Genomic DNA, 18,914 nt, shown 5'->3' with positions numbered 1-18,914 from the left:
CGCGACCTGCCTGGCAGGCCGCGCGGGCACAAAAATCTTGTTGGGAGTTTCACTCATGGCAGTTGCCTCCGGCGCCTATAAGAAAGCCCTCGAGGGTGGCCAGCAACCCAAGCAGGTGCTGGTCAAGATCGACCGGGTCACGAAAAAATTCGACGAAACGGTAGCGGTGGACGATGTGTCCCTGGAAATCCGCAAGGGCGAAATCTTCGCCTTGCTCGGCGGTTCCGGCTCCGGTAAGTCGACCTTGCTGCGCATGCTGGCAGGCTTCGAACGCCCCACCGAAGGGCGCATCTTCCTGGACGGTGTGGACATCACCGACATGCCGCCCTACGAGCGGCCGATCAACATGATGTTCCAGTCCTACGCCCTGTTCCCGCACATGACCGTGGCGCAGAACATCGCCTTCGGCCTGCAGCAGGACCGCTTGCCCAAGGCCGAGGTCGACGCCCGCGTGGCCGAGATGCTCAAGCTGGTGCACATGACCCAGTACGCCAAGCGCAAACCGCATCAGCTCTCCGGTGGCCAGCGCCAGCGCGTGGCCTTGGCTCGCTCCCTGGCCAAGCGCCCCAAGCTGTTGCTGCTGGACGAGCCGATGGGCGCCCTGGACAAGAAGCTGCGTTCGCAGATGCAACTGGAGCTGGTGGAAATCATCGAGCGCGTCGGTGTGACCTGCGTGATGGTGACCCACGACCAGGAAGAGGCCATGACCATGGCCCAGCGCATTGCCATCATGCACCTGGGCTGGATCGCTCAGATCGGCTCGCCGGTGGATATCTACGAAACCCCGACCAGCCGCCTGGTCTGCGAATTCATCGGCAACGTCAACCTGTTCGATGCCGAGGTGATCGACGATGCCGAAGGTCATGCCCTGATCGCCTCGCCTGAACTTGAGCGCAAGATCTACGTCGGGCATGGTGTTTCCACCTCCGTGGAAGACAAGCACATCACCTATGCGCTGCGCCCGGAAAAGATGCTGGTCACCACTGTCCAGCCTGACTTCGAGTACAACTGGTCGCGCGGCAAGATCCATGACATCGCCTACCTGGGCGGTCATTCGGTGTTCTACGTCAAGCTACCCAGTGGCAAGGTGGTGCAGTCGTTCGTCGCCAACGCCGAGCGCCAAGGCGCGCGCCCTACGTGGGACGATGAAGTCTACGTATGGTGGGAAGACGACAGCGGCGTGGTACTGCGGTCATGAAGCTGCGCAAGCTCAAGCGAGCGTTCCGGCGCATCACCCCTGAGGGGCGGCACCTGGTGATCGGTGTTCCTTTCGTGTGGCTGTTCCTGTTCTTCATGCTGCCGTTCTTCATCGTCCTGAAGATCAGCTTCGCCGAAGCTGACGTGGCGATCCCGCCTTATACCGAGATCTACAGCTACGTCGAGGACAAGATCCAGTTGGTGCTCAACCTGGCCAACTACGGTTTGCTGACCGAGGACGACCTGTATATCTCGGCCTACCTGGGTTCGCTTAAGATGGCGTTCATCAGCACGCTGCTTTGCCTGCTGATCGGCTACCCGATGGCCTACGCCATCGCCAATGCCAAGAAGGAAACCCAGACCGTCCTGCTGCTGCTGATCATGATGCCGACCTGGACCGCGATCCTGATCCGCGTGTATGCCTGGATGGGCATTCTCAGCAACAACGGTTTGCTCAACGGCTTTCTGATGTGGACCGGGCTGATCGACCAGCCGCTGCAGATCCTGAACACCAACCTGGCGGTGTATATCGGCGTGGTCTATTCCTACCTGCCGTTCATGATCCTGCCCTTGTTCGCCAACCTGGTGAAGCATGACCCAAGCCTGCTCGAAGCGGCATCTGACCTGGGCTCGAGCACCTTCAACAGTTTCTGGAAAATCACCGTGCCGCTGTCGAAAAACGGCATCATCGCCGGTTGTATGCTGGTATTCATCCCCGTGGTGGGCGAATTCGTGATCCCCGAGCTGCTCGGCGGTCCGGAAACCCTGATGATCGGCAAGGTGTTGTGGCAGGAGTTCTTCAACAACCGTGACTGGCCGGTGGCCTCCGCGCTGGCGGTGGTGATGCTGGCGATCCTGATCGTGCCGATTCTGCTGTTCAACCGCAGCCAGGCCAAGGAAATGGAGGGCAGGGCATGAAGCGCTTCGGTTTTTCCAAGCTGATGCTGGTGTTCGGCTTGCTGTTCATTTACTTGCCGATGGTGATTCTGGTCATCTACTCGTTCAACGCCTCCAAGTTGGTGACGGTGTGGGGTGGGTGGTCGGTGAAGTGGTACGTCGGCCTGCTGGACAACACCCAGCTGATCGGCTCGGTGATGCGCTCGCTGGAAATTGCCTGCTACACGGCGGTGGCAGCGGTTGCGTTGGGCACCATGGCCGCTTTCGTGCTGACCCGGGTCACCCGCTTCCGCGGGCGCACCTTGTTCGGCGGCCTGGTCACTGCGCCGCTGGTGATGCCTGAAGTCATCACCGGTCTGTCGCTGTTGCTGCTGTTCGTGGCCATGGCGCAATTGATCGGTTGGCCGCAGGAGCGTGGCGTGGTCACCATCTGGATCGCCCACACCACCTTCTGTGCAGCCTATGTGGCGGTTGTCGTGTCGGCGCGGTTGCGTGAACTGGACCTGTCGATCGAGGAAGCGGCCATGGACCTGGGAGCCAAGCCGTGGAAGGTGTTCTTCCTGATCACCATCCCCATGATTGCGCCATCGCTGGCGGCCGGCGGCATGATGTCGTTCGCGCTGTCGCTCGATGACCTGGTGCTGGCAAGCTTCGTGTCCGGGCCAGGCTCGACCACGTTGCCCATGGAAGTGTTCTCGGCGGTGCGCCTGGGCGTGAAGCCGGAGATCAACGCCGTGGCCAGCCTGATTCTGCTGTCCGTCTCGTTGGTTACGTTCTTCGTCTGGTACTTCAGCCGCCGTGCCGAGGAGCGCCGCCGCAAGGCCATACAGCAAGCCATCGAAGAGGGCGCGGCGGCCAACGCCTCGCAGCCACAGGTACGGCGCCCGGCGCCGGTGGCGCCGATCTGATTGAGGCGTAGCTGCTCGCTTGCAGACGATCAGCTACGCCCGACCCAGCGCCCGTGATCTTGAGAGAATGCGGTACTGACACAATTGCTGGAGCTCGCTATACCTGACCTAACAAAGCCGCCCAGGGGCCTGAAGTAGGCAGGGCCTCTAGTACTCCAATAAGAATTATGGAACCCCGGCTTACCTGGCGAATCGCATGCATGAATCTTTTGCGCGCAAGAAAGGAGCCTCCATGACGTTGTCGCGTGTGCTGCTGGTCACCGGCTTGGGGGTGCTGGGCTTGCTCACGGGCTGCAGCAAGAGTGAGCCCGAAGGAACCCTGCCTCGCGTGGGGGTGCAGACTGTCCAATCTGCTGATTTCGCTGCCAGGGTGACCCTGACCGGTGATATCCAGGCGCGTGTGCAAACCGACCTTTCTTTCCGCGTAGGCGGCAAGATCATCTCGCGCGCGGTGGATGTGGGCGATCACGTCAAGGCCAAGCAGGTGCTGGCGCGGCTTGACCCCAAGGACCTGCAGAACAACGTCGCCTCGGCCAAGGCCGAGGTGTTCGCCGCCCAGGCGCGTGTAACCCAGACCCAAGCCGCCTTCGTCCGCCAGCAGAAACTGCTGCCCAAGGGCTATACCAGCCAAAGCGAATACGATGCTGCCCAGGCCTCGCTGCGCAGCAACCAGAGCGCCCTGAAGGCCGCACAGGCTCAGCTGGCGAACGCCAACGAGCAGTTGAGCTATACCGCGCTGGTATCAGAGGCCGATGGTGTGATCACCGAGCGCCAGGCCGAGGTAGGCCAAGTGGTGCAAGCGACCATGCCGATCTTCAGCCTGGCCCGGGATGGCGAGCGTGATGCGGTGTTCAACGTCTATGAGTCCCTGTTGGCAGGCACCCCGAGCGATGCCAGCGTGGTGGTCAGCCTGCTGGACGATCCCAAGGTACAAGCCCGTGGGGCGGTGAGGGAAATCACGCCCACCGTCTCGGCCCAGAGCGGTACGGTACAGGTCAAGGTCGGTCTGCAGGACGTTCCGCCTGCCATGCAGTTGGGCGCGCCCGTCACCGTGACCACGCAGGGGCGGGGCAAGCCGAGTGTCGAGCTGCCTTGGTCGGCACTGACCAAAGGCCTGAAGAAACCCGCCGTATGGATCGTGGGTGAGGGCGACAAGGTGCAGTTGCGGGAAGTCGAAGTGAGCCGCTACCTGACCGGCACCGTGGTCATCGGTAAGGGCCTCGACGGTGGCGAAGTCGTCGTGGTGACCGGCGGGCAGCTGCTGCACCCCGGCATGAAAGTTGAAAAAGTCCCCGCCAAAGCGCCGGAGAGCCCGCTATGAAGCCTTGGCTAACACTGATGTGTGCCGGTGTGTTGCTTGTCGGGTGCGGCAAGCAAGAGCAGCCGCCAGAGCCGGTTCGCCCCGTGCTGTCGGTAGTGGTGCAACCTCAGTTGCAGGCCCGCCTGGGCCGCTTTGCAGGCGTCATCGAAGCGCGCTACGAAAGTACCTTGGGCTTTCGCGTAGGCGGTCGCATCGCACGCCGTTGGCTGGACGTCGGTGCCCAGGTCAAAGCGGGCGATACGCTGGCCACGCTGGATCCGACCGACCAGCAAAACCAACTGCGTGCAGCTGAAGGCGACCTAGCCAGGGTGCAGGCGCAGTGGATCAACGCGCAGTCCGACGCCCGCCGGCAACAACAGTTGTACGACCGCGGCGTGGGTGCTCAGGCCCAGCTGGACATTGCCCAGACCAACCTGAAAACCGCCGGCGCCACGTTGGAGCAGGCCAGGTCCTCGGTCAGTCAGGCCCGTGATCAGCTCGGCTACACCACGCTGCGCAGCGATCATGCGGCGGTGATCACCGCTTGGCAGGCCGAGGCTGGGCAAACCGTCACCGCTGGGCAGGCGGTGGTCAAGCTGGCCAGGCCAGACGTGAAGGAAGCCGTGATCGACCTGCCCATTGGCATTGCCGAGCAGTTGGCCCCGGACCTGACCTTCACCGTTGCCTCGCAGCTCAACCCTGCCGTCAACACCACCGCCACCTTGCGCGAGCTCGAGCCCAAGGCCGATGCCACCACCCGCACCCGGCGTGCGCGGCTGACCTTGGCCAGTACCCCTGAAACCTTCCATCTGGGGACTGCCGTCAGCGTCACCCTCAGCTCGCAGGTTTCTCCGCGCAGCGAACTGCCGGCTAGCGCTCTGCTCGAGCGCGATGGCAAGACCCAGGTGTGGGTCGTCGAACCTCAACAGAAAACTGTCGCTTTGCGCGACGTGACCCTGATCGACCGAAACGAAGACCGCATCGTCGTCTCATCAGGCGTACAGCCTGGGGAGCGGGTGGTGATCGCCGGCGTCAATAGCCTCAAGCCTGGCCAGCAGGTCACCTTCGACGAGGATGCGCAATGAAAGGAAGCTTCAACCTGTCCGAATGGGCGCTCAAGCATCAGTCGTTCGTGTGGTACCTGATGTTCGTCGGCCTGCTCATGGGCATCTTTTCGTACTTCAACCTCGGCCGCGAAGAAGACCCGTCCTTCACCATCAAGACCATGGTGATCCAGACTCGCTGGCCTGGCGCTACCCAGGAGGAGACGCTGCTGCAGGTCACCGACCGGATCGAGAAGAAGCTCGAGGAGCTCGATTCGCTCGACTACACCAAGAGCTATACCCGGCCAGGTGAATCAACGGTGTTCGTCTACCTGCGCGACACCACCAAGGCAGACGAAATACCGCAGATCTGGTACCAGGTACGCAAGAAGATCCAGGACATTCGCGGCGATTTCCCCGAGGGCTTGCAGGGCCCTGGCTTCAACGATGAATTCGGCGACGTATTCGGTTCCATCTACGCTTTCACCGCCGACGGGCTGAGCCTGCGTCAGTTGCGTGATTATGTGGAGCGGGTGCGGGCCGAGGTCCGTGAAGTGCCCAATATCGGCAAAATCGAAATGGTCGGTATCCAGGACGAAGTGCTCTACCTGAACTTCTCCACCCGCAAGCTCGCTGCCTTGGGTATCGACCAGCGTCAGGTGATGCAGGCTTTGCAGACGCAGAACAGCGTGACGCCAGCGGGCGTGATCGAGGCCGGGCCGGAGCGTATCTCCGTACGGACCAGCGGGCAGTTCGCCTCGGAAAAGGACCTTGAGAACGTCAACCTGCGCATCAACAACCGCTTCTACCGCCTGGCAGATGTTGCTCAGGTCGAGCGCGGCTATGCCGATCCGCCTGCGCCAATGTTCCGCTACAACGGCAAGACGGCCCTGGGCCTTGCCATCGGCATGCAGAAGGGCGGCAACATCCAGGAGTTTGGCAAGGCCCTGAAGCAGACCATGCAGCGCATTACCAACGAGCTTCCGGTAGGCGTCGATGTGCACACGGTGTCCAACCAGGCCACAGTGGTGGAGAAGGCCGTCGGTGGCTTCACTAGCGCGCTGTTCGAGGCGGTGATCATCGTATTGGCCGTCAGCTTCGTCAGCCTTGGCGTACGTGCAGGCCTGGTGGTGGCGTGCTCGATCCCGCTGGTGCTGGCCATGGTGTTCGTGTTCATGGAATACAGCGGCATCACCATGCAGCGTATCTCGCTGGGTGCGTTGATCATTGCGCTGGGGCTGCTGGTCGATGACGCCATGATCACGGTGGAGGTCATGGTCACACGCCTTGAGATGGGCGAGAGCAAGCAGGATGCCGCGACGTTCGCCTATACCTCCACGGCCTTTCCCATGCTCACCGGTACGCTGGTGACCGTGGCCGGTTTCGTGCCGATCGGCCTGAACGCCAGTTCGGCCGGCGAATACACCTTTACGCTGTTCGCAGTCATTGCCGTGGCGCTGTTGGTGTCGTGGGTGGTCGCCGTGTTCTTCGCCCCCGTGCTGGGTGTGCACATTCTCAACGCCCGGAAGGTGAAGTCCCATGATGACAAGCCGGGCAAGGTGGCCCGGGCGTTCGAACAGGGTTTGTTGTGGAGCATGCGCCACCGCTGGTTGACCATCATCGGCACCGTGGTGCTGTTCGCCCTGGCAGTGTTCTGCATGCGCTTCGTACAGAACCAGTTCTTCCCTGCATCGGACCGTCCGGAAATCCTGGTCGATCTGAACCTGCCACAGAATGCGTCGATCCAGGAAACCCGCAAGGTGGTCGACCAGCTGGAGGCAACGCTCAAGGACGATGAGAGCATCGACCACTGGAGCACCTACATCGGCCAGGGTGCGGTGCGCTTCTACCTGCCATTGGACCAGCAGTTGCAGAACCCCTACTACGCGCAGTTGGTCATCGTGAGCAAAGGCCTGGAGGAGCGCGGTGAACTCATCGCCCGCCTGCAGAAGCGCCTGCGCGAGGATTTTGTGGGTATCGGCTCGAACGTCCAGTCGCTGGAAATGGGGCCTCCGGTGGGGCGGCCGATCCAGTACCGGGTCAGCGGCAAGGACATCGACCAGGTGCGCAAGCATGCCATCGAGCTGGCGACGCTGCTGGACAAGAACCCCAACATCGGCGAAATGATCTACGACTGGAACGAGCCGGGCAAAGTGCTGCGCATCGATATCGCCCAGGACAAGGCCCGTCAGCTGGGGTTGTCGTCGGAAGACGTGGCCAATGTGATGAACAGCATCGTCACCGGCGTACCCGTCACCCAAGTCAACGACGATATCTATCTGATCGATGTGGTGGCCCGCGCCGTGGACAGCGAGCGGGGCTCCCCCGATACGCTGCAAAACCTGCAGATCCTAACGCCCAATGGCACCTCGATCCCGCTGCTGGCGTTTGCCACCGTGCGCTACGAACAGGAGCAGCCCCTGGTCTGGCGCCGCGATCGCAAGCCGACGATCACACTCAAGGCCTCGGTCAACGGCGATATCCAGCCCACGGACCTGGTGGCCCAGCTCAAGCCGGATATCGACAAATTCGCTAGCCAGTTGCCCACCGGCTATGAGATTGCAACCGGCGGTACGGTGGAAGAGAGCGGCAAGGCCCAGGGGCCCATCGCCAAGGTGATCCCGCTGATGCTGTTCCTCATGGCCACGTTCCTGATGATCCAATTGCACAGTGTGAAGAAGCTGTTCCTGGTGATCAGCGTGGCGCCACTGGGGCTCATCGGCGTGGTGTTGGCGCTGGTGCCGACCGGCACGCCAATGGGCTTCGTGGCGATTCTGGGTATTTTGGCGCTGGCCGGCATCATCATTCGCAACTCGGTGATTCTGGTGACCCAAATCGATGAGTTCGAAGCCCAGGGATACTCGCCTTGGGACGCCGTGGTCGAGGCGACCAACCATCGTCGCCGGCCGATTCTGCTGACTGCTGCCGCCGCCAGCCTGGGCATGATCCCGATTGCCCGCGAGGTGTTCTGGGGCCCGATGGCCTACGCCATGATCGGCGGCATCATCGTGGCGACCTTGCTCACGCTGCTGTTCTTGCCGGCGCTGTATGTAGCGTCCTACAAGATTCGGGAGCCTCGTCAGGAAGGTTGAGGCGCGATACGCGTCGCTTGCCAGCTGGGCCGCAAAGCGGCCCCGATATTGCGCGCTACGAAGCTGAAACCCTGGGGCTGCTGCGCAGCCCATCGCGGCGCAAGGCCGCTCCCACACGGGGGGGCGCTGGACCCTAGATGCGGTGAAAGGCAGTTGCTTCCGCAATCGCACTACTTCAGCCATCCCACGATCACGGTAGGAGCGGCCTAGTGCCGCGATGGGCTGCGCAGCAGCCCCAGAGATGCTGGCCCTTAGATGCGGTGAAAGATAGTTGCTCCTACCTTGACCGTGTGATGACTGAATTACCGTGCCTGGGGGCCATGCCGAAGCAACTGCCTTGCACCGCCCCTGGAAGGCTAGCCGATCCCCCATGTGTGCGGCCTCGCCGGTCTGGCGACCCGGAGAGGTCGCTCCTTGTATCTACAATGGGGACCTGCACCCGCAGCTGTAGGCTTTGGCAGGTCGCTGCCGTGAGCCACGATCCCGAGGCCAGCGACTCTCCGTGTCATAGCCCGCTTTCAGGCGAGGGGTTGCTAGACGCGAGTACGCCACTGAGCGCGTGCGCAGCGCTAATGAATCCATGCAGAAAGGGCATCAAATAATCTTAAAAAAAGTTATATAAACATTCTTAAATAGTATTTTTAAGAATAATTCGCCCCCACTACTATTGCCCTCACGCCAGGCGCAAACTCTCATTCAAACCTCTGCCCGGCAATCTCACTCCAAGGAGAACGAGCATGAGTGCATCGCTGCGCAGTATCGACGGTCAGGACGAAGCCACCATCTTGCGTGAGATCCAGAGCGCGCTGCGCGATCTGCGCTTTGGCGCCGTGGAAATCACCGTGCACAACGCCCAGGTGGTACAGATCGAGCGCAAGGAGAAGTTCCGTCTGCAGCAGCCTGGCAACAAGTCCGGCTGAACACGCCCCACCTTCCAGAACTAGAAAAAATGCCAATCGGGAGCTTCACCATGTCCATCCGCCGTTATGCGCTTGCCGCTCTGGCCAGTGCTGTGTTTGCCGGTTCCGCCATCGCCAAGGATTACGAACTGCTGAACGTGTCTTACGACCCGACCCGCGAGCTGTATCAGCAGTACAACGCCGAGTTCATCAAGCACTGGCAGCAGGCCCATCCGGGCGACAAGGTGAAGATCCAGCAGTCCCATGGCGGCTCGGGCAAACAGGGCCGTGCGGTGATTGACGGTCTGCGCGCCGACGTGGTGACCCTGGCCTTGGCCGGGGACATCGACGAAATCGCCAAGCTCGGCAAGACCCTGCCGGAAAACTGGCAGACTCGCCTGCCGGACGCCAGCACCCCCTACACCTCGACCATCGTATTCCTGGTACGCAAGGGCAACCCCAAGGGCATCAAGGACTGGGGCGACCTGATCAAGAAGGACGTCTCGGTCATTACCCCAAACCCCAAGACTTCCGGGGGCGCGCGCTGGAACTTCCTCGCCGCTTGGGCCTATGGCCTGAAAACCGGCGGTAGCGAGGACAAGGCAAAAGCCTACGTGCAGGAGCTGTTCAAGCACGTGCCAGTACTGGACACCGGCGCCCGCGGCTCGACCATCACCTTCGTCAACAACGGTCAGGGCGATGTGCTGCTGGCCTGGGAAAACGAAGCCTTCCTGGCGTTGAAGGAGGACGGTGGGGCTGACAAGTTCGACATCGTCGTGCCATCGCTGTCGATTCTGGCCGAGCCGCCTGTGGCGGTAGTCGACAAGAATGCCGAGAAAAAGGGCAATACCGAAATCGCTACCGAGTACCTGAAACACCTTTACAGCCCGGCTGGGCAGAAGATTGCTGCCGAGAACTTCTACCGCCCGCGTGACGAGAAGGTGGCGGCTGAATTTGGCAAGCAGTTCCCCAAGCTGGACCTGGTGACCATCGACAAGGACTTCGGCGGCTGGAAGAGCGCACAGCCAAAATTCTTCAACGACGGCGGTGTGTTCGACCAGATCTATCAGGCACAGTAAGGGCCAAGGAATAACCCGAAATTCGGACGCCTATCACGGCCCGGGATGGTTCCCGGGCCACGTGCATTCAACCAGGGATCTCTATGTCACGTCGCATTTCCCCCGTCATACCCGGCTTCGGGCTGACGCTGGGATACACCTTGGTGTACCTCAGCCTGATTGTGCTGATACCGCTGGCGGCCATGTTCATCCATGCCTCACAGCTGACCTTCGAACAGTTCTGGACCATCATCAGCGCGCCGCGGGTCATCGCCGCGTTGAAGCTGAGCTTTGGCACCGCCCTGTTTGCCGCGATCATCAATGGCGTGATCGGGACGCTGCTGGCCTGGGTGCTGGTGCGTTATACCTTCCCCGGGCGCAAGATCATCGACGCGATGATCGATTTGCCCTTCGCCCTTCCAACGGCAGTGGCCGGCATCGCGCTCACCGCGCTGTACGCGCCGGCTGGCTGGGTCGGCCAATTCGCAACCGACCTGGGCTTCAAGATCGCCTACACCCCCCTGGGCATTACCCTGGCGCTGACGTTCGTCACCCTGCCGTTCGTGGTGCGCACGGTACAGCCAGTGCTGGCAGACATCCCACGCGAGGTCGAAGAAGCCGCTGCCTGCCTGGGCGCCAGACCGCTGCAGGTGTTTCGCCATGTGCTGGCCCCGGCCCTGCTGCCGGCCTGGCTCACCGGCTTTGCCCTGGCGTTCGCCCGTGGGGTGGGTGAATACGGATCGGTCATTTTCATCGCCGGCAACATGCCGATGAAAACCGAGATCCTGCCCTTGCTGATCATGGTCAAGCTCGACCAGTACGACTACACCGGCGCTACCGCCATCGGCGTGTTGATGCTGGTGGTTTCCTTCATCCTGCTGCTGCTGATCAACTTGTTGCAGCGCCGCATCGAAACCCCTTGAAGGAGGTCGGCATGTCCAGTTCTTCCCTGAATGCAACCGCCGCCGCCAACGCCGCCCGTCGCGGCAGCGCCACATCGCGGCGGCTGCTTATCGGCCTTGGCTGGCTGGTGTTTGCACTGTTTCTGCTGTTGCCGTTGGTCATCGTGGTTTCCCAGGCCCTGAAGAATGGGTTCGGTACCTTCTTCGAAGCCATCTTCGAACCCGACGCGTTGTCGGCCCTGAAGCTCACCCTGCTTGCCGTTGCCATTTCGGTGCCGCTGAACCTGGTGTTCGGCGTCAGCGCGGCATGGTGCGTGAGCAAGTACAACTTCCGCGGCAAAAGTATTCTGGTCACCCTGATCGACCTGCCGTTTTCAGTGTCGCCCGTGATCGCCGGCCTGGTCTACGTGCTCATGTTCGGCGCCCAGGGCCTGTTCGGGCCGTGGCTGCAGGATCACGACATCCAGATCGTCTTCGCCCTGCCGGGCATCGTCCTGGCCACCATCTTCGTGACGGTGCCGTTCGTGGCCCGCGAGCTGATTCCGCTGATGCAGGAGCAAGGCACCCAGGAAGAAGAAGCCGCCCGACTGCTTGGTGCCAATGGCTGGCAGATGTTCTGGCATGTGACGCTGCCCAACATCAAGTGGGGCCTGATCTATGGCGTGGTGTTGTGCACGGCACGGGCGATGGGGGAGTTTGGCGCAGTGTCGGTCGTTTCCGGGCATATTCGCGGTGTGACCAATACCTTGCCGCTGCATGTGGAAATTCTCTACAACGAGTACAACCACGTGGCGGCCTTCAGCGTGGCCAGCCTGTTGCTGATCCTGGCGCTCTTCATCCTGCTGCTCAAGCAGTGGAGCGAGAACCGTATTAACCGTCTGCGCCATAGCGCTGCGGAGGAATGATTCATGTCGATCGAAGTTCGTAACGTCAGCAAGCGTTTCAACAGTTTCCAGGCGCTCGATGGTATCAACCTGGACATCAACAGTGGTGAGCTGGTGGCGCTGCTGGGCCCGTCGGGCTGCGGCAAGACCACACTGCTGCGGATCATCGCCGGCCTGGAGACGCCGGATCAGGGCAACATCGTTTTTCATGGCGAGGACGTCTCCGGGCACGATGTACGCGATCGCAACGTCGGGTTCGTGTTTCAGCACTATGCGCTGTTCAGGCACATGACCGTATTCGACAACGTCGCCTTCGGCTTGCGCATGAAGCCCAAGGGTGAACGCCCGAGCGAAAGCAGCATTGCCCAGAAAGTGCACGAGCTGCTGAACATGGTGCAGCTCGATTGGCTGTCCGATCGTTATCCGGAGCAGTTGTCCGGCGGTCAGCGCCAGCGTATCGCCCTGGCCCGCGCCCTGGCAGTAGAGCCCAAGGTGTTGCTGCTGGACGAGCCCTTCGGTGCGCTGGACGCCAAGGTGCGCAAAGAGCTGCGCCGCTGGCTGGCCCGCTTGCACGAAGATATCAACCTGACCTCGGTATTCGTGACCCATGACCAGGAAGAGGCCATGGAAGTGGCTGACCGTATCGTGGTCATGAACAAGGGCGTGATCGAGCAGATTGGCTCGCCGGGCGAAGTGTACGAACAACCCGCCAACGATTTCGTCTACCACTTCCTGGGTGATTCCAACCGCCTGGCCTTGAGCGAAGGTCAGCATGTGCTGTTCCGTCCCCACGAAGTATCGTTGTCACGTCACGAAACCGAGGGCCACCATGCCGCCGAAGTCCGGGACATTCGCCCGCTGGGGGCCACCACGCGGGTGACTTTGAAAGTCGAGGGCCAAAGTGAGCTGATCGAAGCCGAGGTGGTCAAGGACCACGACAGCCTGACAGGGCTGGCCCGGGGCGAGACGTTGTTCTTCCGACCGAAGGTCTGGCAGAAACTGCCAGCCATTTAAGGCGATGGGTTTGGGGCGGATAAAGCGGTGTCGCCAGGAAACATCCGCCGGTTAGCTGCTTAAAGGTTATAAACAAATTTCTTTTTATTCCTTTAAGTATATATAGGCCGCTTTATACTGGGTTTCCAAGCACGCAAGCTACTGGAGACCCACTTCATGCGTAACGAATCAGTTCGCTACCTGATCATCCCAGGCTGGCAGGGATCGCCGGACAATCATTGGCAAAGCCACTGGCAGCGCACCCTGCCCAACAGCGCACGCGTGGAGCAGCGCGATTGGCTGACACCGCTCTGCCAGGACTGGGTAAAGGCGCTGGATACTGCCATTGCTGCCGAGCCCGACCCGGTTATCCTCATTGCCCATAGCCTGGGCTGCATCACGGTGGCGCATTGGGCCGAACAGGCCGCAGCCGGTCTGCTCGGTCGCGTGCGCGGCGCCTTGTTGGTAGCGCCAGCGGATGTCGAGCGACCAGGGTGTGCGCCGGCGCTGCGCAATTTTTCGCCCATCCCGCAGTCGGCGCTTCCCTTTCCAAGCCAGGTGGTCAGCTCGGACAACGATCCCGCTGTCAGCGTCCCGCGCGCTTTGCACATGGCCCAGCAGTGGGGAGCAGAAGCAGGGCTCTTGACCGGCGCCGGTCACATCAACGTGAAATCCGGGCATGAGTGCTGGGAGCAGGGATTCGCCTACCTGTATCGCCTGCAAGGCCGCATCGAACAACGCGCGCTGCGCCGCGCCTGAACGGCGTCCGTTTCCATCCGTCACACGCCCAGCCGCCGCAGGCCAGGGGCGGGAGCTCGTCATGACGTATCAGAATCCCTTCGGCCAGCCATTGCTGACATTCCCCGAACTCGACAAGAGCCCGCTGAGCATTCGCGCCAAGGCGCTGGTCTTCATCGATCCGCGCTCCCAGCGATTGCGCACGGAGCTGGAGCACTTGGCGCCGCTGCCGCTGCCGGTGCTGATCCGCGGTGAAACCGGCACCGGCAAGGAGTTGCTGGCCCGCCAGATTCACCGCGCCAGCGACCGCCCCGGCCTGTTCGTGTCGGTCAATTGCGCCGCCATCAGCCCAACCTATGCCGATGCAGAGCTGTTCGGCTATAGCGCCGGTAGCCATGGCGGCACCGCCAGCAGCCGCGCTGGCTGGTTCGGATCGGCCAACGGCGGCACGCTTTATCTGGACGAAATCGCCGACTTGCCCTCGGCCATTCAGGCCAAGCTGCTGGCGGCACTGGAAAACCGCGAAGTCACCCGCGTAGGCGCACACCAGGCGCAGCCGGTGGATGTGCGACTGGTGGCAGCCACGAGCATTGACCTGGGGCGGGTGGTGAAGGCAGGACGCTTCAGCGAGCGGTTGTATCAATACTTGCGCGAGGGCGCCCTTGAACTGCCGCCGCTGCGCGAGCGCCCGGGGGACATCCTGGCATTGGCGGAATACTTCGTTGGCATCTACAGCGGGCGTTTGCAGCGGCCCGTGCCGTTGATAAGCGAGGCTGCACAGCGCCTGCTCGAGCACCACCCTTGGACCGGCAATACCCGCGAGCTGGAAAACGTCATCCACTTCGCCTTGCTGGTCAATGACGGGCCCGAACTCCTGCCCGAAGACCTGGACCTGCCCAATACTCCACAGTAGAGGCGCTCATAAGCAAACGCGCTGGTGGCATTTTGCTTTTGGAATAAGCAGCGAAATAAAAGATATTGTTCCGGCATAAAAATTATCGGTATTGTCCGCTCCACGCCCAGGACCGCAGTGCCTCGGCCACCCCGTTCGCCATCGTCGATGGCTCAGATGCAGAACAAGGATCACCATGAAGAAGACCCTGCTGACCACCGCCCTGGCTGCTGCCCTGTCCTTCGCTGGCCTGGCCGGCGCCGCCGAGAAGCTGGTGGTTGCCGCAACGCCCATCCCGCACGCCGAGATCCTCGAGCTGATCAAGCCGACCCTGGCCAAGGAAGGTGTCGATCTGCAGATCAAAGTGTTCACCGACTACGTGCAACCCAACGTGCAGGTTGACCAGAAGCGTCTGGATGCCAACTACTTCCAGACTCTCCCGTACCTGCAGAGCTTCAACGAGGGCAAGGGCACCCACCTGGAGACCGTTGTCGGCGTCCACGTCGAGCCCTTCGGTGGCTACTCGAAGAAGGTCAAGAGCCTGGATGAGCTCAAGGAAGGCGCGACCGTCGCCATCCCTAACGAGGGCAGCAATAGCGGGCGTGCTCTGCTGCTGTTGCAGAAGGCAGGGCTGATTACCCTGAAGGATCCGAAAAATGCCCTGGCCACGCCGAAGGACATCGCCGAGAACCCTAAGAAGCTGAAGTTCCGCGAGCTGGAATCGGCAATGTTGCCCCGCGTGCTGGATCAGGTCGACCTGGACATGATCAACACCAACTATGCGCTGGAAGCGGGCCTGAACCCTGCCAAGGACGCCCTGGTCATCGAAGGCAGCGACTCGCCTTACGTCAACTTCCTCGTCGCACGTCCTGACAACAAGGACAGCGATGCCATCCAGAAGCTGGCCAAGGCGCTGACCAGCCCGGAAGTGAAGGCATTCATCGCCAAGAAGTATCAGGGTGCCGTGCTGCCTGCATTCTGACCAGCGCACCGCTGCCCAAACGCCGACGCCTTGTGTGTCGGCGTTTTCGTTTCAGGTATACCCCAAGACAATGCTGCCTGCGGCTGAGAGATTGAGCCCTGTGTGTGGTCCGATGATCAGCCTATCCCCGCTACGCGCATAGTTCTCATGAGGAGTTGCCATGTCCCTGAGCGAAAAACAGAAGATGCTCGCAGGCGAGCTCTACCTCGCCACCTGCCCTGAATTACAAGCCGAACAGGCCGCCAACAAACGGTGGATGCACCGCTATAACAACAGCGTCGAGCTGACGGCCGAGGCGCGGCATGCGTTGCTGGCCGAGCACTTTGGCCATGCAGGCGAAGGTGTCACGCTGCGTGCGCCTTTCTATTGCGACTACGGCTACAACATCCATGTGGGCCGCAATACCTTCATGAACTTCAATTGCGTAATCCTGGACGTGCTGCCTGTGCAGATCGGCGAGGACTGCCAGATCGGCCCGAACGTGCAGATCTACACGGCCGATCACCCGCTCGATCCACAGGTGCGGCGTACGGGCCTGGAAAGCGGGCGACCGGTCAGCATCGGCAATAACGTGTGGATCGGGGGCGGGGCCATCATCCTGCCGGGGGTGCGTATCGGTGATGACGCCGTGGTTGGCGCGGGCAGTGTCGTCACCCGCGATGTGCCACCTGGCGCGACGGTGGTGGGCAACCCGGCCCGCATACGTCAACCTGCCCAGGGGCAATAACAGCCGACTGCCAGGGTGTTGGAGGCGCTGACTGGGCGGCCTTCGAGTAGCGCGTTGAGTATCGGCTCGATGAAACTGTTGGCGGCGTTGCACACCGCACCTTCGCTGTAGGGGCCGAAATACGCCAGCTGCCCCTGGCGATCCCAGATGGCTACCGCAGGCGAGGCGGGCAGGTGCTCGCTGCCCGGTAGGTTGCCCAGTGGCTTGAGCCCGGCCAGGTCATCGGGCAGGTAGCCGCGCGTTCCGCGTTTTTGCAGGACGTGGAAGGTGACACCCCGGTCTTTGAAGCGCTGCATCAGGTCAGCCAGATGCTGCTGGTTGCCGACGTTGCACGGACAGGCCGGGTCCCAGAAGTGCACGACCCGAACCGGCCCAGGGCCGGCCAGTTCGCGGGGTAGCTGTAACCGGGCGCCGTCGAAGAATGTCGCCTGGTTGTCGAACGGTCGCACATAGCGAGCCTGGAAGGTTGTGTAGGCCTGCCAGATGAAGACCGCTCCGGCCACCAGGCCGAGCAGGGTGCCCAATAGTTTGAGGGTTGGCAGGTTCATGAAGGGCCGATGGCAGCTCCCGTAGGCAGTTCGAAGGTGGTGGCGGATGCAGCCAGCTTGCCACGGCGCGTCGATCAGCTGAATATCCCAAGTCAATACTTGCTTCACGCCGGATCCAGCCAATGCCCGCAAGCTTTCATCCAGACCTCCTGCGCACCAGCCTGGCCCCGCTGAGCGCGCGCGAACGCCTATCCACCCACGCGCAGGCTTATCAACGCTTCTACGGCCTCGACCTGCCGGTTCACAGCTGGCTTGGACGGTTTGCCGTTGCCGGTTTCGAGGTGGTCGCGCAGGTGTGGGCTCCGCTACAGCCTACGGCGACTTTGCTACTGCTGCACGGCTACTATGACCACATGGGACTGTACAGGCACCTGGTGGCCTGGGCATTGAAGCGCGGTTACGCCGTTGTCAGCTGCGATTTGCCGGGTCACGGCCTGTCCAGCGGTGAGCGTGCCAGCATTGATGACTTCGCCGTGTACCAGCAGGTGCTCCAAGGCTTGTTCGAACAGGCGCACAGCCTGCAACTGCCGCACCCTTGGCACCTGTGCGGGCAGAGTACGGGCGGGGCGATTGCCGTGGACCACTTGCTGCACAGTGCAGGAGCAAGTCCCGTCGATGGGCAGGTACTGCTGCTCGCCCCGCTGGTGCGGCCTTGTGCCTGGCACTGGTCGAAGCTCAGCTATCACGTGTTGCGCCATTTCGTGAACGGCATCGAGCGGCGGTTCACTGAAAACAGCACGGACCCTGCATTTCTGCCGTTTCTTGAAGCTGACCCGCTTCAGCCGCGGCGGCTCCCCACGGCATGGGTCGGGGCGCTGATCGACTGGATCAGACGCATCGAGGAGGCGCCTGTCAGCACTCGGCGTCCGGTGATCGTGCAGGGAGAGGCGGATGGCACGGTCGACTGGCCTTACAACCTTCGCGTGTTGAAGGCCAAGTTCGCCGAACCGCAGGTGCTCATGCTACCAGGGGCCCGTCATCACCTGGCCAACGAACTGCCTGCCATTCGACAGCGCTATTTCGACTTCATCGACCAGCACCTGGGCTGATCACTTCAGCTCGCCCGTGCTCTGGCCGACCGCCAGGCCGGCGCGAATGGCCGCCAGCGCTGCGCGGTAGTAGGCTTTGCCGTCGTTGGATTCGGCAAAGGTCGCGAATTCTTCGAGTTCTGCGTCCGTGAGGTCACGGTACACGTACAGCAAGGTGTTGTTCAGGTCCTGGCCTATCTGGTTCATCAGGCGTTGGCGCTGGCCGTCGAGCAGGCCTTGCGCCTGGCCACCGCCCAACAGCCCCGGAATCATGGCGCTCAGGCTGTCGGCGGCCATACCGGCAATGGCCAGGCTTACCTCCGCCCCCGCTTCCCGGGCAGGCAGGGCCTGGGCCAGGTGGCCAATGATCAACACGCGATCGTCGCTGGCCTGAATCTTGGGCAGGCCATCGGCATTTTTGGCCAATTCATCCTTGCGGGTCGCCCGCAGTTCGGCCGCGACGATCTTGCGGCCTAATGGCGACTGGAAAAAGGCCAGCGCCGGCGATGGGTTGGGTAATGCGGCGCGCAGTTGTGCAAGCGCACGACGGTCCACGGCCTGAGCCTGAAAACGCTGGTTGCTGTTGCTCACCAGTGCCTGGTAGACGGCAGGCGGCAAGCTGTTGCGGTAGCGCTGCTGGGCGGCGTTCAAGGCGTCGGTGAAATGAGCGCGTTGCTCGGGCCAGCCAGCGGTCTTGTACAGCTGATCCAGGTTGTCTGCCCAGACAGGCAACGTACAGCTCATCAGCAGAATCAGGGAAAACAGACGGCGCATTCAGGACTCCTGTCGGCAGATGGCTATTGTCTGTGGGGCGGCGTCGGTTTGT

The 18,914-nt window shown here is 61.8% G+C and carries 18 protein-coding genes; 16 read left to right on the top strand and 2 right to left on the bottom strand.

Annotated elements, in window-relative coordinates; all coding sequences use genetic code 11:
- The first annotated feature begins 55 nt into the window (after positions 1 to 55).
- From potA to B2J77_RS20290, 15 genes are all read left to right on the top strand, one after another.
- A complete protein-coding gene (gene potA / locus B2J77_RS20360; protein ID WP_058602845.1) occupies positions 56 to 1,198 on the top strand; it encodes a polyamine ABC transporter ATP-binding protein in 1,143 nt (380 codons plus the stop codon).
- The gene (locus tag B2J77_RS20355) at positions 1,195 to 2,115 is read left to right on the top strand and encodes an ABC transporter permease subunit (RefSeq protein ID WP_058638175.1); all 921 of its coding nucleotides are present in this window, start codon (positions 1,195 to 1,197) and stop codon (positions 2,113 to 2,115) included. Before potA ends, B2J77_RS20355 begins: the two co-directional genes overlap by 4 nt.
- On the top strand, positions 2,112 to 3,002 hold the full coding sequence (locus B2J77_RS20350) for an ABC transporter permease subunit (protein WP_023532426.1): 891 nt from the start codon (positions 2,112 to 2,114) through the stop codon (positions 3,000 to 3,002). Before B2J77_RS20355 ends, B2J77_RS20350 begins: the two co-directional genes overlap by 4 nt.
- A 232-nt stretch (positions 3,003 to 3,234) precedes the next feature.
- Positions 3,235 to 4,323: an efflux RND transporter periplasmic adaptor subunit gene (locus tag B2J77_RS20345; protein ID WP_078479326.1), complete on the top strand. Its 1,089-nt coding sequence runs from the start codon at positions 3,235 to 3,237 to the stop codon at positions 4,321 to 4,323.
- Positions 4,320 to 5,387: an efflux RND transporter periplasmic adaptor subunit gene (locus B2J77_RS20340; protein ID WP_058638173.1), complete on the top strand. Its 1,068-nt coding sequence runs from the start codon at positions 4,320 to 4,322 to the stop codon at positions 5,385 to 5,387. The genes B2J77_RS20345 and B2J77_RS20340 overlap by 4 nt, the downstream gene beginning before the upstream one ends.
- Complete coding sequence (locus B2J77_RS20335) at positions 5,384 to 8,437, top strand: efflux RND transporter permease subunit (RefSeq protein ID WP_078479325.1); 3,054 nt, start codon at positions 5,384 to 5,386, stop codon at positions 8,435 to 8,437. Before B2J77_RS20340 ends, B2J77_RS20335 begins: the two co-directional genes overlap by 4 nt.
- A gap of 737 nt (positions 8,438 to 9,174) precedes the next feature.
- Positions 9,175 to 9,357, top strand: a complete 183-nt coding sequence (gene oscA, locus B2J77_RS20330; RefSeq protein WP_016489716.1) for a sulfur starvation response protein OscA — start codon at positions 9,175 to 9,177, stop codon at positions 9,355 to 9,357.
- Positions 9,358 to 9,407: 50 nt separating this feature from the next.
- The gene (locus B2J77_RS20325; RefSeq protein ID WP_058602850.1) at positions 9,408 to 10,415 is read left to right on the top strand and encodes a sulfate ABC transporter substrate-binding protein; all 1,008 of its coding nucleotides are present in this window, start codon (positions 9,408 to 9,410) and stop codon (positions 10,413 to 10,415) included.
- 83 nt (positions 10,416 to 10,498) lie between these two features.
- Positions 10,499 to 11,317 carry a sulfate ABC transporter permease subunit CysT gene (cysT, locus tag B2J77_RS20320; RefSeq protein WP_058602851.1) on the top strand — a complete coding sequence of 273 codons (819 nt, stop codon included), beginning with the start codon at positions 10,499 to 10,501 and terminating at the stop codon, positions 11,315 to 11,317.
- Between the two features lie 11 nt (positions 11,318 to 11,328).
- Complete coding sequence (cysW, locus tag B2J77_RS20315; RefSeq protein WP_058602852.1) at positions 11,329 to 12,201, top strand: sulfate ABC transporter permease subunit CysW; 873 nt, start codon at positions 11,329 to 11,331, stop codon at positions 12,199 to 12,201.
- A 3-nt stretch (positions 12,202 to 12,204) separates the two neighbouring features.
- Positions 12,205 to 13,194 carry a sulfate/molybdate ABC transporter ATP-binding protein gene (locus tag B2J77_RS20310; RefSeq protein WP_058602853.1) on the top strand — a complete coding sequence of 330 codons (990 nt, stop codon included), beginning with the start codon at positions 12,205 to 12,207 and terminating at the stop codon, positions 13,192 to 13,194.
- Positions 13,195 to 13,350: 156 nt separating this feature from the next.
- On the top strand, positions 13,351 to 13,932 hold the full coding sequence (locus B2J77_RS20305; protein WP_058638169.1) for an alpha/beta hydrolase: 582 nt from the start codon (positions 13,351 to 13,353) through the stop codon (positions 13,930 to 13,932).
- A gap of 61 nt (positions 13,933 to 13,993) precedes the next feature.
- Positions 13,994 to 14,824: a sigma 54-interacting transcriptional regulator gene (locus B2J77_RS20300; RefSeq protein ID WP_058638168.1), complete on the top strand. Its 831-nt coding sequence runs from the start codon at positions 13,994 to 13,996 to the stop codon at positions 14,822 to 14,824.
- Between the two features lie 175 nt (positions 14,825 to 14,999).
- Positions 15,000 to 15,785, top strand: coding sequence for a MetQ/NlpA family ABC transporter substrate-binding protein (locus tag B2J77_RS20295; RefSeq protein WP_058602856.1), 786 nt, complete (start codon positions 15,000 to 15,002; stop codon positions 15,783 to 15,785).
- A gap of 160 nt (positions 15,786 to 15,945) precedes the next feature.
- A complete protein-coding gene (locus B2J77_RS20290; protein WP_078479324.1) occupies positions 15,946 to 16,512 on the top strand; it encodes a sugar O-acetyltransferase in 567 nt (188 codons plus the stop codon).
- On the opposite strand, the gene B2J77_RS20285 is transcribed toward B2J77_RS20290, so the two are convergent.
- Positions 16,491 to 17,060, bottom strand: coding sequence for a DUF6436 domain-containing protein (locus tag B2J77_RS20285; protein ID WP_058603077.1), 570 nt, complete (start codon positions 17,058 to 17,060; stop codon positions 16,491 to 16,493). The two genes, B2J77_RS20290 and B2J77_RS20285, sit on opposite strands and share 22 nt — an antisense overlap.
- A gap of 122 nt (positions 17,061 to 17,182) precedes the next feature.
- Between B2J77_RS20285 and B2J77_RS20280 the strand changes: the two genes are divergently transcribed.
- Entirely contained in the window at positions 17,183 to 18,109 is a 927-nt protein-coding gene (locus tag B2J77_RS20280) for an alpha/beta hydrolase (RefSeq protein ID WP_078479323.1), read from the top strand.
- On the opposite strand, the gene B2J77_RS20275 is transcribed toward B2J77_RS20280, so the two are convergent.
- Positions 18,110 to 18,862 carry a DUF2059 domain-containing protein gene (locus B2J77_RS20275; RefSeq protein ID WP_058638164.1) on the bottom strand — a complete coding sequence of 251 codons (753 nt, stop codon included), beginning with the start codon at positions 18,860 to 18,862 and terminating at the stop codon, positions 18,110 to 18,112. It lies immediately after the preceding gene.
- Positions 18,863 to 18,914: the final 52 nt, after the last annotated feature.

This window comes from Pseudomonas parafulva (assembly GCF_002021815.1).
GTDB classification, from domain to species: domain Bacteria; phylum Pseudomonadota; class Gammaproteobacteria; order Pseudomonadales; family Pseudomonadaceae; genus Aquipseudomonas; species Aquipseudomonas parafulva_B.
This window is presented reverse-complemented; position numbering and strand designations above follow the sequence as displayed.

Coding starts and splice junctions, on each gene's coding strand:
- potA (WP_058602845.1), top strand. CDS start 56: ATGGCAGTTGCCTCCGGCGCCTATAAGAAAGCCCTCGAGGGTGGCCAG.
- B2J77_RS20355 (WP_058638175.1), top strand. CDS start 1,195: ATGAAGCTGCGCAAGCTCAAGCGAGCGTTCCGGCGCATCACCCCTGAG.
- B2J77_RS20350 (WP_023532426.1), top strand. CDS start 2,112: ATGAAGCGCTTCGGTTTTTCCAAGCTGATGCTGGTGTTCGGCTTGCTG.
- B2J77_RS20345 (WP_078479326.1), top strand. CDS start 3,235: ATGACGTTGTCGCGTGTGCTGCTGGTCACCGGCTTGGGGGTGCTGGGC.
- B2J77_RS20340 (WP_058638173.1), top strand. CDS start 4,320: ATGAAGCCTTGGCTAACACTGATGTGTGCCGGTGTGTTGCTTGTCGGG.
- B2J77_RS20335 (WP_078479325.1), top strand. CDS start 5,384: ATGAAAGGAAGCTTCAACCTGTCCGAATGGGCGCTCAAGCATCAGTCG.
- oscA (WP_016489716.1), top strand. CDS start 9,175: ATGAGTGCATCGCTGCGCAGTATCGACGGTCAGGACGAAGCCACCATC.
- B2J77_RS20325 (WP_058602850.1), top strand. CDS start 9,408: ATGTCCATCCGCCGTTATGCGCTTGCCGCTCTGGCCAGTGCTGTGTTT.
- cysT (WP_058602851.1), top strand. CDS start 10,499: ATGTCACGTCGCATTTCCCCCGTCATACCCGGCTTCGGGCTGACGCTG.
- cysW (WP_058602852.1), top strand. CDS start 11,329: ATGTCCAGTTCTTCCCTGAATGCAACCGCCGCCGCCAACGCCGCCCGT.
- B2J77_RS20310 (WP_058602853.1), top strand. CDS start 12,205: ATGTCGATCGAAGTTCGTAACGTCAGCAAGCGTTTCAACAGTTTCCAG.
- B2J77_RS20305 (WP_058638169.1), top strand. CDS start 13,351: ATGCGTAACGAATCAGTTCGCTACCTGATCATCCCAGGCTGGCAGGGA.
- B2J77_RS20300 (WP_058638168.1), top strand. CDS start 13,994: ATGACGTATCAGAATCCCTTCGGCCAGCCATTGCTGACATTCCCCGAA.
- B2J77_RS20295 (WP_058602856.1), top strand. CDS start 15,000: ATGAAGAAGACCCTGCTGACCACCGCCCTGGCTGCTGCCCTGTCCTTC.
- B2J77_RS20290 (WP_078479324.1), top strand. CDS start 15,946: ATGTCCCTGAGCGAAAAACAGAAGATGCTCGCAGGCGAGCTCTACCTC.
- B2J77_RS20285 (WP_058603077.1), bottom strand. CDS start 17,060: ATGAACCTGCCAACCCTCAAACTATTGGGCACCCTGCTCGGCCTGGTG.
- B2J77_RS20280 (WP_078479323.1), top strand. CDS start 17,183: ATGCCCGCAAGCTTTCATCCAGACCTCCTGCGCACCAGCCTGGCCCCG.
- B2J77_RS20275 (WP_058638164.1), bottom strand. CDS start 18,862: ATGCGCCGTCTGTTTTCCCTGATTCTGCTGATGAGCTGTACGTTGCCT.